Origin of the sequence: Streptomyces sp. NPDC086554 (assembly GCF_040686095.1) — a bacterium.
In the GTDB taxonomy this organism is placed as follows: Bacteria; Actinomycetota; Actinomycetes; order Streptomycetales; family Streptomycetaceae; genus Streptomyces.
The window spans coordinates 92947-108792 of record NZ_JBFBJK010000010.1 but is presented as its reverse complement, the minus strand read 5'-3'; the positions used below and the strand labels follow the sequence as shown (position 1 = coordinate 108792).

The following is a 15846-nucleotide window of genomic DNA, read 5'->3' as shown; positions in this document are numbered from 1 at the left end:
TCAGCCGACGAACTCGACGCCGGACGTCAGCCAGCGGCCGTTCTTGAGTTCCAGGTCCAGCTGCAGCCGGTAGGTGCGGGCCTGGCCGTCGGGGGCGGCGGTGTTGGTCACCTTGCTGTCGGCGACCACCAGGACACGGGCGGAGTCCTCGTCGGCCCGGGTGATGCCCGCTTCGAGGACCTGCCCCTTGGAGACCGACTTGTTCTTGGCGACCAGCTTCGTCAGCTGCGCGGTCTGCGCCGTGAACTGCTTCTTGAAGTCACCGGTCGCGCCCTTGAGCACGTTCTCGCTGTCCCGCCCGTAGTGCCGGTAGTCCAGCGAGGTGAAGTTCAGGGCCGACTGCCTGGCCGCGGCCAGGATGTCCTGGTGCCGCTGCTCCGTCGCGCGCTGCTCGCACACCTGGAGGCCGAGCCAGAGGGCGAGCGCCGACGTCCCGGCGGTGGCCACGGCGAGTCCGGCGGCCATGGCACGCTCGCCGTGGGCGGTGCCCGTGAGCTTGGCGCCGAGGCGGAGCAGCGCCCGTACAGGGCGGGAGATCAGGCCCCCGGCCGAGTGGGCGATGCGGGCGATCAGACCCCCGCTCATGCCATCGGTCCTACGAGCAGCCATTGCCACGAGTCCTTTCCGAACGCGTTCTGTTCGCCGCCCGTCGAGCCGATCTCGACGGGCGTTCCGTCCGGTCCGACGGCGGTGCCGGTGTCCGGGTCGTACGGGGTGATGTGCGCCGCCCGGTCCGCCCCGCCGGAGCGGGCCGGGGCGCCGGGGGCGTTCTGGGCGCCGCGCACCGAGGTGTCGCCGCCGCGTGGCGCTGTGCAGCGTGCGCCGGTGTTGGCCGGGCGGTCGCCGGTGTCCGCGGGGTCGCGCCGCGGGGTGTCGTATCCCTGGCGGCAGGGCGCCGGTTCGTCCTTGCCCGCGACCAGGCCGAAGTGCGTGGTGCCGTCGCCCGGCACCACCGTGTAGCTGCCGGCGACGGTCAGGGGGAAGGTGACCAGGGCCTGTTCCACACCGGGCAGTCGTGCCACCGTGATCTGGCCGCCGCTGATCAGATTCCCGAGGAGTACCGGCAGTTGGGTCTTGTTCGCCTTGAGCAGCGAGTCCACCTCGTGCGCGGCGGGCGCGCCCGACCCGATCAGTCTGCGGATGTCCCCGTCACTGGATTTGAGTTCCGCGGTGAGGTCCGCCAGGTCCTCGGAGAACGACTTGATCGACGAGCCCTGCTCCGACTGGGTCCTGAGGACCTTGCGCGAGTCCTCGATGAGCCTGATCGTCTCGGGGAGCGATGCGGAGGCCGACTCGACCAGCTCATTGCCCGAGTCCACCAGGCGGCTCAGGTGCGGTCCCGTCCCCTTGAAGGCCTTGCCCAGTTCGTCGACCGTGACCCGCAGATCCTCCTTGCCGACGGACTTGACCAGGCGGTCCACGCTGAGGACGAGCTCCGTGCTGGCCAGGGGCACCCGGGTGTCGCCGCGGGCGATGGTGCTGCCCTCCTTGAGCAGCGGCCCGGAGCCGGTGCGCGGCTGCAGATCGACGTACTGCTCACCGACCGCCGAACGGTGCGCCACCACGGCAAGCGTGTCCGCCGGAATCCGCGCCCCGTCCTCGATGTCGAGCGCCACCGACACCCCTGAGGCGTCGGCGAGTTCGAGCTGCCCGACCCGGCCCACGGGCACCCCGCGATAGGTGACCTCGGCACCCTGGAAGATGCCCCCGGACTCGGCGAACTCGGCGCGCACGGTGTACCCGCGGTCGAGCAGGGCGTCGGGGATGCCGGTGTACTGCACGCCGACGTAACTCACGCCCATGGCGGTGACGGCGGCGAACGCGAGCAGCTGGATCTTGACCGTACGTGTGATCACTAGTAGACCCCCCTCAGCAGGAGCTCGGCCAGAGCGAGGTTGATCCCGGGCGCAGAGCCCTCGGCGTCCCCGTCCCCGTTCCCGTACGCGGCGTACTGGCCGGTGCACACCGGCGGGCACAGCTGCTCGGCGTCGCCACCCGGGTCCGCCGGGTCGTCGGCGGTGTCCGGCAGCTTCGGGGTGTCGGGCAGCTCGGGGATCTCGGGGGCGTCCGGAACGCCGGGCACGTCCGGCAGCTTCGGCGGTTTCGGCACCTCGGGCAGCCCGGGCTTGTCCGGGCCGTCCGGCTTCTCGGGGTCGTCGACGAGATTGCCGTAGATGCTGTCCAGATCAAGATCGGCGGTGATCTTGAGGTTGACGTAGTCGCCCTTGATGGCGTCGGTGGTGCCGCGCGGGAAGGGATAAGTCGTCAGGAGCTCAAGGGAGTTCGGCAGATCGTCGCCCGCCTTGTTCAACTGCTCCAGGATCGGCCGCAGGTGCTTCAGATTGGCGACCACGTCGGAGCGTGAGGCGTTGACCACCTTGGTGCCCGCCTTGCCCAGCTTCGACAGCGACGTGAGCATTCTCGTCAGATCGCGTCGCTGGTCGGCGAGCACCTTGAGGGCGGGCGGCACGGTGTCGACGGCTTTGCCGATCGTCTTCTTCTCCTTCTTGAGACGCTTGGCGAGGCGGTCGACGCCCTTGAGCGCCCGCACGATCTCCTTGCGCTGGCCGTCGAGACCGCCGACGAACTTGTTCAGCTCCTTCAGCAGCGACTTGACCCGGTTCTCCCGGCCGGACAGGGCCTTGTTGAGCTCCGTGGTGATCGTCTTGAGCTGGGCCACACCGCCGCCGTTGAGCAGCGCCGACAGCGCGGAGAGCACCTCTTCGATCTCCGGGTTGCGGCCGCTGCGGGACAGCGGAATCCGCGCACCGTCCTTGAGCCTGCCGACGGGGGCGCTGTCCGGTGGGGCGGACAGGGCCACGTATTTCTCGCCGAGCATGCTGGTCTGCCGCAGACCGGCATGCGCGTTGCCGGGCAGCTTCACCGAACCGGCGACCCGCAGCCGTACCTTGGCGTGCCAGCCGTCGAGCTCCACCTTCTCGACCGAGCCCACGGTGACGTTGTTGACCTTCACGGCCGACTGCGGCACCAGGTCGAGCACGTCCCGGAACTCGACCGTGACCCGGTAGGCGCCCGCGTCCTTGGCGGCGCCGCCGGGCAGTTCGACGTCGTACAGACCGTTGAACTCACAGCCGGCCAGGAGCAGCGAACCGATCGCGGCCCAGGCGGCCGTCCCGCCCTTGCGCAGTGCGCTCATGCCGCGGCCTCCAGGATTCCGCCGAGGGTCTTGTCGCTCGGCTTCGCGCCCGAAACCCCTTGTGGCTGCGACAACTTGGGCAGTGAGTCGAAGAGTTTCCGCAGGTCCTTGCACTCCGCGGCCTGCTTCTCGCCGGTGGTGCCGAGCAGCGAGCAGAGCAGCGCGGCCGGGTCCTGTGCCTGTTCGGCGTTGTTACGGGTGTCGAGGGTGCCCGAGCCCGGGTTGTAGGCGTTCTGCAGATTCGACAGGCCGGTCGGCGTGGTCTCCAGGATCTCGGCGAGCGCCTTCTTCTGGGTGACGAGCACCTTGGTGACCTTGCTGAGCCCCTTCACATTGGAGGTCAGCGACTTCTTGTTCTTCTTGACGAACCGCTGCACATCGCCGAGCGCGGTGCCCAGGTGCTTCAGCGCGGCCGCCAAGTCCTTGCGCTCTCCGGCCAGTTGACCGGCAACCTTGGCGAGGCTGGTGTTGAACGACCGCACGCTCTTGTCGTCCTTGGCGAGCATGGCCGTGAACACCTGCAGGTTCCGTACGGTGCCGAACAGGTCGCCCCGGCCGTCGGAGAGGGTGGTGACGGCGGTGGAGAGGTCCTCCACGGTCTGATGCAGGTTCCCGCCCTGCCCTTCGAGGTTGTCCGCGCTGACCCCGAGCAGCCGGGACAGCGAGCCCTTCTTGTTGGCGCCGCGCGGGCCGAGCGCCTCCGACGTGGTGTGCAGACTGTCGAAGACGCGGTCCAGCTCGACCGGTACGGCGGTGCGGCTCTGCGGAATGACGGCGCCGTCCCGCATCGCCGGGCCCTTCCGGTACACCGGAAGGAGCTGGAGATAACGGTCGCTGACCACCGAGGAGTTGATGATCGCGGCCCGCGCGTCGGCGGGCACCTTGCGCTCACTGTCGTACTCGAGGGTCACCCGCACCCGCTCGCCCTCCGGGGTGATCTCCTTGACCTCGCCGATGCGGACGCCGAGCACCCGGACGTCCGAGCCCGGATAGATGCCGACGGTGCGCGGGAAGTACGCGGTGACGCGCACCGGTTCGTCGCGCGGCCACAGCACCACGGCGGGGGCGGCCACCACGGCCAGGGCGGTCGCCAGGGCCGTCCGCCGCAGGAGTCGTGCGTGCTTGCTCATCGCTTGTCTCCCGTCCGCGGGACCACCGGAGTGGCGACCAGGTTCTGGATGTAGCTGTCGAACCAGCGGCCGTTGCCGAGGGTGTTGGTGAAGAGCCGTACGTAGGGCGCGAGCAGTTGGACGCTGCGATCGAGGCTGGAGTAGTTGCGCTCCAGCATCGACACCACTCTGTTCAGGCCCTTGAGCGCCGGGCCGATCTCCTTGCGGTTGTCCGCGACCAGGCCCGAGAGCTCGATGCCGAGCGTGGCCGAGCTCTTGAGCAGGGTGTGGATGGCCTTGCGGCGCTTGGCGATCTCGGTGAGCAGTTTGTCGGCGTCCTTGACCAGGGTGGAGAATTCGTCCGAGCGGTCGGCGAGCACCTTGGTGACGCCGTTGGCGTGGGTGAGGAGTTCGCGCAGCTCCTTGTCGCGCGACGCGACCGTGCGGGAGATCTTCGACAGGCCCTTGATGGACGCCTTCACCTCGGCGGGAGAGTCCTCGAAGGTGGTGGAGATGGTGTCCATGGCCTTGGCGAGCCGGTCGGTGTCGACCTTCTCCGTGGTGGTGGTCAGATCGCTGAACGCGGTCACGACGTCGTACGCGGGTGTCGTCCGGGACACCGGGATCTCGGCGCCCGGCTTCAACTGCCCGGGTCCCTTGGGCTCCAGGGCCATGTACTTCGAGCCCAGGATCGTCTTGATCCGGATGGACGCGCCGGTCCTGGTGCCGAACTTCGGCTCGCCCTTGACCTTGAAGGTGACCTTCACATGGTCGCCGTCCAGGTCGACCTCGTCGATCTTGCCGACCTTCACCCCGGCGATCCGTACCTCGTCGCCCGGCTTGAGCCCGCCCGCCTCCGAGAAGGCCGCGCTGTACGTCTCGCCGTTGCCGATCAGCGGCAGGCTGTCGGCGTTGAACGCGGCGGCGGTCAGGAGGCCGAGGGTGGTGAGCCCCACGACACCGATCGTCACCGGGTTCCGCTCACGGAACGGCGTCATCCGCCTACGTAGCCTCATGCGCATACGCAGCCTCATCCGCCACACCTCGCCCGTGCCACATGCAGCTCGGGAGTGAGCACCTCCTTGGTCTTCGGCAGCACGATCCGGCCGTCGAAGTCACAGAGGTAGAAGTTGAACCAGGAGCCGTAGGACGCGGTCCGGGTCAGCTTGTTGAGCTTGTTCGGCAGCCGCTTCAGCACGCCCTCCACGGTTTTCTCGTTGTCGTTCAGCGTTCCGGTGAGCTCGCCGAGCTCCTTGATGTCGTCCTTCAGCGGGGGCCGTGCATCGCCGATCAGGCCCGAGGTGGCCTCGGTCAGCTGCCCGATGTTCACCAGCGACCTGCCGATCGGCTTCCGGTCCGCGGACAGTCCGGAGACAAGCCGCTGCAACTGCTTGAGCAGCGAGGAGAAGCGGCCGCCGCGCTTGTCCAGGGTCGTGAGGACCTCGTTGAGGTTGGTGATCACGGAGCCGATGAGCTTGTCGCGGCCGGCCAGGGTGGTGGTGAGCGACGCCGTGTGGGCAAGGAGGCTGTTGACCGTGCCGCCCTCGCCCTGCAGCGTCTTGATGATCTCGGTGGCGAGCTGGTTCACGTCCTTGGGGCTCAGCGCGGCGAACAGCGGCTTGAACCCGGCGAGCAGCGCGTTCAGATCGAGCGCGGGCTGGGTCCGGGACAGCGGGATCCGGCCGCCGGGCCGCAGCGGTGTGCTGCCGCCCGCGCCCTCGGTCAGCGCGATGTAGCGCTGCCCGACCAGGCTCCGGTAGCGGATGACGGCGCCGGTGCTGGTGAACAGCGGGCGGTCCTCGGTGACGGTGAAGGTGACCTCGGCCCGGGTCCGGTCCTTGATCCGGATGCCCTCGACCTCGCCGACCCGCACCCCGGCGACCCTGATGTCGTCGCCCTCCTCCAGGCTCGTGACATCGCTGAACACCGCGCGGTAGGTGTGCTCCGGGGTGAAGGAGATATTGACGATGGTGGCCGCGAGCAGCGCCGTCGCCACCACCGTCACCAGCGCGAACAGCAGGAACTTCACCAAGGGCGCCGCGGTGTCCGTGGCTCGTGCCGTCTTCACGCGACGCTCACCGCCGTTCCGCGCGCCATCGGGCCGAAGAGGAGCGTCGCGACCGGGGGCACCCGGTCCGCCGACACCCCGAGGACCGGGGCCACGAGGGAGCCGACGGCCCGCTGTTCGGCCGCGGTCGATGACATCGTGGCCGGGCCGGAAGGACCACCGACCTTGTTGGGCTTCGTACCGTCGTTGAGCTGGTCGTCCCCCGCGGGCACCCGGGGATGGGGCAACCCGCGGCAGTTGGGGCCCGAGCGGTCCGCGTACCGCGGTTCCTCGCCGGGCTCGTACGCGGGCTGCGGGTGGACGAATTCGAGGGTGATACGCATCTTTCCGCCTCGATAGGTCTCTTCTGACGCCTTGTCCTGCCGCACCAGGCCCTCAAGGAGGCAGGGGTACTGGGGGGCGTAGCGGTCGAACAGCGCAAGCGTCGGCCGGGAGACCCGGCCGAGGGTGATCAGGCGCTCGCCGTTGTCGTCGAAGAACTCCTCGCCGGTGCCGGCCGCGGTGGCGGTCGCGGTGAGGGCGGCGGCCAGTTGGCCCTGCTTCTCCACGAGGGTGCGGCTGGTGGTGACGGAGTTCCGCAGGGTCTTCATCAGGTCCGGCGCCGCGTCGGCGTACACCTCGGCGACGTCGGCGAAGCGCGTGATGTCCTCCTTCAGGGAGGGCAGATGCGGGTTGAGGCGGCGCAGATAGCGCTCGACGCGGGTGAGGTTGGCGCCGATCCGGTCGCCGCGCCCGTCGAGCGCGGTGGCGAACGCGGAGAGCGTCGCGTTGAGATCGGCGGGCCGCACGGTGCGCAGGAGCGGCAGCAGATCGTTCATCAGCTGCTGCACCTCGATGCCCACCGTGGTGCGGTCCTGCGTGATGACGTCACCCGCGCGGATGTGCCGCTGGGATGGCTCACGGGGCTCGACCAGCTCGACGTACTTCTCGCCGAACAGCGTCTTGGGCAGCAGCCGTGCGTGGACGTCGGACGGGATCTTGGCGGTGTGCTCCGGCTTGAGGGCGATGCCGAGGGTCGCCTTCTCACCGTCGGCCCGCACTTCGCGGACCTCGCCGACCAGGAGGCCGCGCAGCTTGACGTCGGCCCGCGGCTCCAGCTGGTTGCCCAGGGTGTCGGCCTGCAGCGTGATGCGTACGACGGAGGTGAACACCTGCTGGTACACGGCGACGGAGAGGCCGAGCAGCAGCGCGATGACCGCGATGAACACGATGCCGTACAGCCGCAGCCTGGCGCCGCGCGAAGCGAGCGAGACCGGAATTCTCATCTGCCCTACCCCGCTATTCGTACGGTCGTGACGGCGCCCCAGATCGCGAGGCTGAGGAAGAAGTCCAGGACGTTGATGGCGACGATGGAGGTGCGCACGGCACGGCCGACTGCGACGCCGACCCCGGCGGGACCGCCGCTCGCGTAGTAGCCGTAGTAGCAGTGCACCAGGATGATCACGACGGCGAAGACGATCACCTTGCCGAAGGACCAGAGCACGTCCACCGGCGGCAGGTACTGCTGGAAGTAGTGGTCGTAGGTGCCCGCGGACTGCCCGTAGTAGCCGGTGGTGATGGTGCGCGCGGCGAAGTACGAGGACAGCAGGCCGACCACGTACAGCGGGATCACCGCGACGAAACCCGCGATCATCCGAGTGGTCACCAGGAACGGCAGCGAGGGGACGCCCATCACTTCGAGCGCGTCGGTCTCCTCGCTGATCCGCATCGCGCCCAACTGTGCGGTGAACCCGGCCCCGACCGTCGCCGACAGGGCGAGGCCCGCCACCAGGGGCGCGATCTCCCGGGTGTTGAAGTACGCCGAGAGGAACGCCACGAAGTTGGAGGTGCCCAGCTGGTTGAGGGCGGCATAGCCCTGAAGGCCGACCTCGGTGCCGGTGAAGAAGGACAGGAAGGCGATCACGCCGACCGTGCCGCCGATGACGGCGAGGGCGCCACGGCCGAAGCTCACCTCGGCGAGCAGGCGCAGGATCTCCTTCTTGTAGCGGCGCAGGGTGCGGCCCGTCCAGGCCAGGGAGCGGCCGTAGAAAGCCAGTTGGCTGCCCAGCTCTTCGAGCGAGCGGAGCGGGCGGTCGAGAAGTCGCATCAACTACCCTCTCTGCGGGACGATTTGGAAGTACACGGCGGTCATCACGAAGTTCGTCACGAACAGCAACATGAAGGTGATGACCACGGCCTGGTTCACCGCGTCGCCGACGCCCTTGGGGCCGCCCTTGGCGGTGAGCCCCTTGTACGAGGCGACGATCGCGGCGATGGCGCCGAAGACCAGGGCCTTGAGTTCCGCCGCCCAGAGGTCGGACAGCTGGGCGAGGGTGGTGAACGAGGCCAGATAGGCGCCCGGAGTGCCGTTCTGCAGGACCACGTTGAAGAAATAGCCGCCGGCCACCCCGACCACCGAGACCAGGCCGTTGAGCAGTACCGCGACGACCATCGACGCGAGGACCCTGGGCACGACGAGGCGGTGGATCGGGTCGATGCCGAGGACCTGCATCGCGTCGATCTCCTCGCGGATCTTGCGCGCCCCGAGATCCGCGCAGATCGCGGTGCCGCCCGCCCCCGCGATGAGCAGCGCGGTGACGATCGGCGAGGCCTCCCTGAGCACCGCGAGCACCGAGGCGGCGCCCGAGAACGACTGCGCGCCCAGCTGCCGGGTCAGGCTGCCGATCTGCAGCGCGATCACCGCGCCGAACGGGATGGAGACGAGCGCGGTGGGCAGGATCGTGACGCTCGCGATGAACCAGGCCTGCTGGATGAACTCCCGTACCTGGAACGGGCGTCGCGGCAGCGTCCGCAGCACGTCGAGGCCCATCGCGAAGAGGCTGCCCGAGTGCCGCAGCGCCCCCTTGGGCGACAGGCTCATGCGCCGCTCACCTCGCGAGCCTCTCGCGCCTCTCGCGCCTCCTCCTGTTCGGCGATCGCCTGCCAGCGGGGCGGGCGGTCGATGCCGGGCCCCGGAAGGAGTCGCGGGGTCAGCTGGGCGACGCCCACGCTGTCGGTCGCGCCGCCGTTGCCGAAGTGCACGGCCTCGCGCGCCATCGTGGCGGCGTCCTTCTCCTCGGCCATGCCGATCGGCCCCTGCATCCGGCCGTTCAGGAACTGCCGTACGACTGGCTCGTTGCTGGTCAGGAGCTGTTTGCGGGGGCCGAACATCACCAGTTCGCGGCGGAAGAGCAGCCCGATGTTGTCGGGGACCTGGCGGGCCGACGCGATGTCGTGCGTGACGATCAGGAAGGTCGCGTCGATCTGCGCGTTGAGGTCGACGATCAGCTGGTTGAGGTAGGCCACGCGTACCGGATCGAGGCCCGAGTCGGGCTCGTCGAAGAGAATGATCTCCGGATCGAGCACCAGGGCCCGTGCCAGACCGGCCCGTTTGCGCATACCGCCGGATATCTCGCCGGGCAGCTTGTCCTCGGCGCCGATCAGGCCGACCATGTCCATCTTCTCGAGGACGATCTTCCTGATCGCGCTCTCCGGCTTACGGGTGTGCTCGCGCAGCGGGAAGGCGATGTTGTCGTAGAGGTTCATCGACCCGAACAGGGCGCCGTCCTGGAACAGCACGCCGAACAGCTTCCGCACCTCGTACAGGTCGTGCTCGCGGAGCTCGGTGATGTCCGTGCCCGCGATCCTGATCGACCCGCGCTCCGGCTTGAGCAGTCCGACGAGGCTCTTGAGGAAGACCGACTTGCCGGTGCCCGAGGGGCCCAGCATGACCGAGACCTCTCCGGCGGGCAGGGTCAGCGAGACGTTCTGCCAGATGACCTGGTCGCCGAAGGACTTGGTCAGCCCTTCCACGCAGATCTCGACACCCATCCGGTTCACCCTTCGCCGTGAGCAGCTCTCTCATCTGCTCTACGGGGAAGGGCGCCCCGTCCGTCGCGGAGAAACCGAAGTTTTTTCTACGGGACCTGTGTGACGCCGTCGGCGGGCAGCTTCGGGGCCGTCGCGGAGGCGGACGGGGCCGCGGGTACGGACACCTCTGGCGGCTTGACCGGTATCTCGGGGACGTCGGGGCCGGGCACCGCGGGCAGCGTTTCCAGGGCCGGGAGCGGCACATCGGGCAGGGACGGCAGCACGGGAAGCGAGCCGTCGTCCTGCGCCGTGCCGGGGGTGGCGGTCGACGGAGCCTGGCGGGAGCGGCCCGAGGGCGGCGCCCCGCCCTCCGGGGTCCGTGCGTCATCGGCCCCATCGGACACGGAGGACACGGAGGACACGGAGGACACGGAGGAGACGGAAGGTGCGGGCCGTGCCGGTTCGGGCCGGTCCCCGTCGAGGACGCCCGGCAGGACGAACCCCGCCACGGCAAGGGTCGCCGCCGTCACGGCCGCGCCCACCACCTGCACGCTCCCGCCCGGACGCGGCCCGCGCCCGCACAGCCACAGGGCGAGACCAAGGGTGGCGGCAAGCGCCGTGCGCAGCGTGCGCCGGGCCCTGGCGAGCAGCGACTCGGCCGTCCGGTAGCTCAGGCCCATCTTCTTGGCGACCTGACCGACGTCCAGGTCCTCGGACTTGAGCCAGATCGCCTCCGCCTGCCGCGCGGGCAGCTCCCCGCTCCGCGCGGCCAGCCACCGAGCCTCCGCCCGGTCACACACCACGTCGTCGACGGGCGGCTGGCCCGGCGCGACCAGTCTGGGGCTGCTGCGCACCTCGGCCTCGCGGCTGACCTGCCGGTACCGGTCGACACACAGCCGTATGGTCACCGTCGTCAGCCAGGCGCCGAGCCGCTCGTCGTCGAGCTGCGGATGCTCGGCGGCGCGCACCATCGCCTCGTGCACGGCGTCCTCGGCGTCCTCGGCGCTCATGGATCTGCGGCGGGCCACCCGCAGCAGGTCCTCGCGGTGACTCCACGCGCGCTGCCACCGGTCGAGGTCCGCCTCGTCGGCCGCCCCGCCCGCAGGCGCAGGGTGCATGTCCGTCGCCATGAGGGCTCCTTTGCACTCAGCCGCCGGATCAGTCCTCCCGGCGGCGACGCGACATTACCGTTCGGTATCCAGCGTTGTGCAGGGGGCGGCGCTCATCGATTCCGTACCGTTGCGGGAGCGCCCAGGGCATGCTCAGGGCATGCGTACGGAGTTGAAGCGAGCCGCGGTGTGCAGATCGGTCTCGATCGCCGCCGCGGTCTCGCGCAGTACGGGGAGCAGCGCGTCGATCGTCTCGCCCAGCGGGGCGGTGCCCGCGTGCTGGGCCACGTTCAGGGCGGCGACCACGCGGCCGTCCGCGCGTTTGAGCGGTACGGCGACCGAACGCAGGCCCTCCTCCAGCTCCTCGTCCGCGGTGGCGTAGCCGTCGGCGGCCGCCCGGTCGAGGATGCGCCGCAGCTCCGCCGGGTCCGTGACCGTGCGCCGGGTGAGGGCCTTCGGCGGCTCGGCCGCCAGCAGACGGGCGCGCTCCCGCTCGGGGAGCCCCGCGAGCAGGACGCGGCCCATGGCGGTGGGGTAGGCGGGGAAGCGCGTGCCGAGCGTGATGTAGACGCTCATCACACGCACCGTCGCCGCTCGCGCCACGTACAGGATCTCCGTGCCGTCGAGCACCGTCACCGACGCCGACTGGTGGACGCGGCCGGTCAGTTCGCGCAGATGCGGCTCGGCGATGTCGGCGAAGCCGAGGCGGGAGAGCCGGGCGTAGCCGAGCTCCAGGATGCGGGGGAGCGGGCGGTAGAGGCGACCGTCGTGCGCCGCGTAACCCTCCAGTTCCAGGGTGTGCAGACAGCGGCGTGCGGTGGCCCGCGGCAGTCCGGTGGCCTCGGCGATCGCGGTGAGCGGAAGGCCGTCGCCGCGGGCGCGGCCCAGGGCGCGCAGGACGTGCAGGCCGCGGGCCAGCGACTGGAGGAAACCGGGGCCCAGTTCAGCCTTGGCGTCGACGGTTTCCGATGTCTGATCGGGCGTCAACTCGGCTTCTGCGTACGGAGATGGGGCGGTCGGCAGTGCCTCCAGGTGTGCCGCCTCCTCGCGAAGTCTCGGCAGTACGAGCTCCGCGAGGCCCTGCGCCGTGTGTCGGCTGGTGTGGCTCACCGCGGACAGGGCGTACCGCACGCGGCCCGCGGCGTCGCGCACCGGGACCGCCGTCGCGATCAGGCCCGGCTCGATCAGCTGGTCGTCCAGGGCCCACCCCGCGGCGCGTGAGTGCGCCGTGCGGTCGGCCAGGTCCGGCACGCGGGGCGCGGGCCCGGGCGGGAGCGCCGGGAAGGCGTGGCCGTCCGGATCGGCGGCCACGCGCGCGTGCCACGCGGCCCACCCCGCCTCGTCCCACTCGGCGGCGAACAGCGCGCCGGGCGCGCACCGTTCGGCGGGCAGCAGATCGCCGATGCGGAAGGCCACCGACATCGCGCGGCGCCGCGCGGCCTGCGTGACGAAGCGGACGCCGTCGCCGTCCGGCACGGCGAGGGACACCGACTCGTCAAGATCGTCCGCGAGCCGTGCGGTGCGCGCCGCGACCTCGCCGGTCAGGCCGCTTGCCGCCAGATAGGCGTTGCCGAGCTCCATGAGGCGCGGGGTGAGCTGAAGCTCCTGGCCGCTCTCGCGTACGTATCCGAGCCGGGCCAGGGTCGCCACCACCCGGTCCACGGTCGAGCGGGCCAGGCCCGTCGCGCGCACCAGATCGCCCGCCCTCGCCCTGTCTGCGGCCGCGAGGGCGCGCAGCACCGCGAGGCCGCGCTCCAGGGGGCGTACGGACTCTTCGGGCATGGCGCCGCTCCTCGTGGCCGTGGAAAGCCGTCGAAATGGGTGCCCCGCAACCGTTGACAGCCGCTGGGTCCGGTCGGAGACTCCCGTCAGCACATTATGAACGAAAGTTCACCAGGCGAACAAGTCGAACGCGTCCGAGCCCGGTCCGCGCGTTCGGGAGTGAGGGGAACGATCGATGCGCACCACCGTCGGAATCATCGGGGCCGGACCCGCGGGCCTGCTCCTCGCCCGCCTGCTGCACAACGCCGGCATCGATTCCGTCGTCCTGGAGACCCGGGACCGCGCCTACGTGGAGCAGCGCCAGCGCGCCGGGATCTTGGAGCAGGGCACCGTGGACGTCCTCCGGGAGGCGGGCGTGGCTGCCCGCATGGACCGCGACGGCATCCCGCACGACGGCATCGAGCTGCGCTTCGACCGCCGCAGGCACCGCGTCGACTTCCCCGACCTGACCGGCGGCCGGTCCGTGATGGTGTACGCCCAGACCGAGGTCTGCAAGGACCTCATAGCCCTCCAGCTCGCGGCCGGAGGACCCCTGCTCTTCGAGGCGGAAGCGCTCGCCGTCGAGCGTGCGGAGACGGAGAACCCACGGATCCGCTTCCGCCATCAGGGCCGCGATGACGTCCTGGAGTGCGACTACGTAGTGGGCTGCGACGGCTCCTGGGGCGTGGCCCGCAAGGCCGTGCCCACCGACATCTCCCGGATCTTCGAGCGCACGTACCCGTTCGGCTGGCTCGGCATCCTCGCCGATGTGCCGCCCTCGCACGACGAGCTGGTCTACGCCCGCCACGACCGCGGCTTCGCGCTGCTCTCCATGAGGTCGCCGACCGTCACGCGCGCGTACCTGCAAGTCCCCGCGGGCACGGACGCCGCCGACTGGGGCGACGAGGAGATCTGGGACGAGCTCGACCGCCGCCTGGAGACGGACGACGCCTCCTGGACGCTGAAGCGCGGACCCATCACCGCCAAGTCCGTCACCCCCATGCGCAGCTACGTCCACGAGCCCATGCGGCACGGCCGGGTCTTCCTCGCCGGGGACGCCGCGCACATCGTCCCGCCCACCGGCGCCAAGGGCCTCAACCTCGCCGTCGGCGACGTCGTCACCTTCGCCCGTGCGCTCGTCGAACTCCGCGAGACCGGCTCCGAGGCCCGCCTCGACGCGTACTCCGCGACCTGTCTGCGCCGCGTCTGGCAGGCCGAGCGCTTCTCGTACGCGATGACCACCATGCTCCACCGCGGCCCCGAAGCCACCCCCTTCGACGACCGCATCCAGCTCGCCCGCCTTGACCGCATCACCACCGCGCGCTCGGCCGAGGCCGACCTCGCGGAGGGCTACACGGGCTTCCCCCTCGACTGAGCCCGCCGCATCGCTGAAAACCCCCGTCCCCCCCCGGAAGTCCCCACTCCACAAAGAAGTGAGAGCCCCGTGACCGCTCCCCAGAGCGCCGCCCCCGAGCGCACCTTCAGATCCGTCGCCCCCGTCATAGCCCTGTGCTGGCTCGTCGTCTTCTTCGACGGCATGGACGTCAACATCTACGGCGCCGTGATGCCGCACCTCATCGATGACAAGGGCTTCGGCTTCACCACGTCGACCGCGGGCACCATCGGCTCCTGGACCACCTTCGGCATGCTGATCGGCGCCCTCGGCTGCGGAACGCTGACCGACTGGCTCGGCCGCAAGCCGATGGTGGTGGGCAGCGTCGCGCTGTTCTCCCTCGGCTCCGCGGTCTGCGCGCTCGCGCCGAGCGCCGCCGTCTTCGGCGCCGGACGCTTCATCGCCGGGCTCGGGCTCGGCGGTCTGATGCCGATCAGTCTCGCGATCGTCGCGGAGTTCGCACCGAAGCGCAGGGCCGCGCTGGCTACGGGCCTGATGATGACCTCGTACCACGCGGGCGGCATGGCGGCCACGGGCCTCGGCCTCGCGCTCGGGCCCGACCACGGCTGGCGCGTCGTCTTCTGGGCGGGCGTGATCCCCGCGGTCGTGGCCATCCCCCTCGTACTGAAGTGGCTGCCCGAGTCGCCGGGCGTGCTGCTCAACAAGGGCCGCGCGGGCGAGGCGGAGGCGGTCGCCGCCCGCTACCTGCTGCCCTCGCCGACCCTCGCCGAAGCCCCCGAGGCGGGCGCCAAGGGCCGCTTCTCCGCCGTGGCGTCGCTCTTCACCCCGGGGCAGCGCCTGGCGACCCCGCTCCTGTGGATCGCCTCCTTCGCCGGACTGCTCCTCGTCTACGGCGTCTCCACCTGGCTCCCCGAGCTGATGCGCGCCTCCGGCTACTCGCTCTCCTCGTCCGTCACCTTCCTCATGGTGATCAACGCGGGCGGCATCATCGGCATGCTGATCGCGGGGCGGGCCGCCGACAAGTTCGGCGCCATGCGGATCTCCGCGATCTGGTTCCTGCTCACCGCCTGCGGCGCCTTCCTGCTCAAGGCGGAGCTGCCGCTCGGTGTCGCGTACGTGATCGTTTTCGTCACCGGCATCTGGCTCTTCTCGGCGCAGGTCATGGTCTATGCCTCCGCCCCCTCGGTCTACACACCGGCCCAGCGCGCCACGGGCCTCGGCTGGATCACCGGCGTAGGGCGGACCGGCGCGGTCGTCGGGCCGTGGCTGGGAGGCGCCGTCGTCTCCGGCGGGAACGCGTCCCTCGGATTCACGACGTTCGCCGTCGCCGCCGTGCTCGGAGCAGTGGCGATCTCCCTGGTGCCACTCGTCCGGCGCAGCCGCCGAAACCCGGCCGCGGCGGGAGAATCGACGGGAACAGAGAGCCAGGCACCGATCGTTCTTGGTCACAAGCAGGGAAAGATCCTCCCCAAGCACTAGGGTCTTCCTTTTGCCTACGC

General features: G+C 70.3%; 14 protein-coding genes. 2 read left to right on the top strand and 12 right to left on the bottom strand.

Translation table 11 applies throughout. From position 1 onward, the window contains the following. The 12 genes from AB0O76_RS18365 to AB0O76_RS18310 form a co-directional block, all read right to left on the bottom strand. The gene (locus AB0O76_RS18365) at positions 1 to 585 is read right to left on the bottom strand and encodes a hypothetical protein (RefSeq protein WP_365491829.1); all 585 of its coding nucleotides are present in this window, start codon (positions 583 to 585) and stop codon (positions 1 to 3) included. Then, positions 582 to 1856 carry an MlaD family protein gene (locus AB0O76_RS18360; RefSeq protein WP_365491826.1) on the bottom strand — a complete coding sequence of 425 codons (1275 nt, stop codon included), beginning with the start codon at positions 1854 to 1856 and terminating at the stop codon, positions 582 to 584. Before AB0O76_RS18360 ends, AB0O76_RS18365 begins: the two co-directional genes overlap by 4 nt. Further along, positions 1856 to 3157 (bottom strand): MCE family protein, encoded by a 1302-nt coding sequence (locus tag AB0O76_RS18355; protein ID WP_365491824.1) that lies wholly within the window; start codon positions 3155 to 3157, stop codon positions 1856 to 1858. Before AB0O76_RS18355 ends, AB0O76_RS18360 begins: the two co-directional genes overlap by 1 nt. Continuing rightward, complete coding sequence (locus AB0O76_RS18350; RefSeq protein ID WP_365491821.1) at positions 3154 to 4287, bottom strand: MCE family protein; 1134 nt, start codon at positions 4285 to 4287, stop codon at positions 3154 to 3156. Before AB0O76_RS18350 ends, AB0O76_RS18355 begins: the two co-directional genes overlap by 4 nt. Beyond that, a complete protein-coding gene (locus AB0O76_RS18345) occupies positions 4284 to 5264 on the bottom strand; it encodes an MCE family protein (protein WP_365492364.1) in 981 nt (326 codons plus the stop codon). Before AB0O76_RS18345 ends, AB0O76_RS18350 begins: the two co-directional genes overlap by 4 nt. 32 nt (positions 5265 to 5296) lie before the next feature. Beyond that, entirely contained in the window at positions 5297 to 6334 is a 1038-nt protein-coding gene (locus AB0O76_RS18340) for an MlaD family protein (protein WP_365491818.1), read from the bottom strand. Next, positions 6331 to 7599: an MCE family protein gene (locus AB0O76_RS18335; RefSeq protein ID WP_365491815.1), complete on the bottom strand. Its 1269-nt coding sequence runs from the start codon at positions 7597 to 7599 to the stop codon at positions 6331 to 6333. Before AB0O76_RS18335 ends, AB0O76_RS18340 begins: the two co-directional genes overlap by 4 nt. A 5-nt stretch (positions 7600 to 7604) precedes the next feature. After that, a complete protein-coding gene (locus AB0O76_RS18330; RefSeq protein WP_160505457.1) occupies positions 7605 to 8420 on the bottom strand; it encodes an ABC transporter permease in 816 nt (271 codons plus the stop codon). Between the two features lie 3 nt (positions 8421 to 8423). Then, positions 8424 to 9194 (bottom strand): ABC transporter permease, encoded by a 771-nt coding sequence (locus tag AB0O76_RS18325; protein ID WP_135330127.1) that lies wholly within the window; start codon positions 9192 to 9194, stop codon positions 8424 to 8426. Beyond that, a complete protein-coding gene (locus AB0O76_RS18320) occupies positions 9191 to 10144 on the bottom strand; it encodes an ABC transporter ATP-binding protein (RefSeq protein WP_365491811.1) in 954 nt (317 codons plus the stop codon). Before AB0O76_RS18320 ends, AB0O76_RS18325 begins: the two co-directional genes overlap by 4 nt. 86 nt (positions 10145 to 10230) lie before the next feature. Beyond that, positions 10231 to 11253 carry a sigma-70 family RNA polymerase sigma factor gene (locus AB0O76_RS18315; protein WP_365491808.1) on the bottom strand — a complete coding sequence of 341 codons (1023 nt, stop codon included), beginning with the start codon at positions 11251 to 11253 and terminating at the stop codon, positions 10231 to 10233. A gap of 132 nt (positions 11254 to 11385) precedes the next feature. Continuing rightward, entirely contained in the window at positions 11386 to 13014 is a 1629-nt protein-coding gene (locus AB0O76_RS18310; RefSeq protein WP_365491805.1) for an IclR family transcriptional regulator C-terminal domain-containing protein, read from the bottom strand. A gap of 175 nt (positions 13015 to 13189) precedes the next feature. On the opposite strand from AB0O76_RS18310, the gene AB0O76_RS18305 reads away from it, so the two are divergent. Both AB0O76_RS18305 and AB0O76_RS18300 read left to right on the top strand, forming a co-directional pair. Then, a complete protein-coding gene (locus AB0O76_RS18305) occupies positions 13190 to 14368 on the top strand; it encodes a 4-hydroxybenzoate 3-monooxygenase (protein WP_365491802.1) in 1179 nt (392 codons plus the stop codon). Between the two features lie 69 nt (positions 14369 to 14437). Next, positions 14438 to 15826, top strand: a complete 1389-nt coding sequence (locus tag AB0O76_RS18300) for an aromatic acid/H+ symport family MFS transporter (RefSeq protein ID WP_365491799.1) — start codon at positions 14438 to 14440, stop codon at positions 15824 to 15826. Positions 15827 to 15846: the final 20 nt, after the last annotated feature.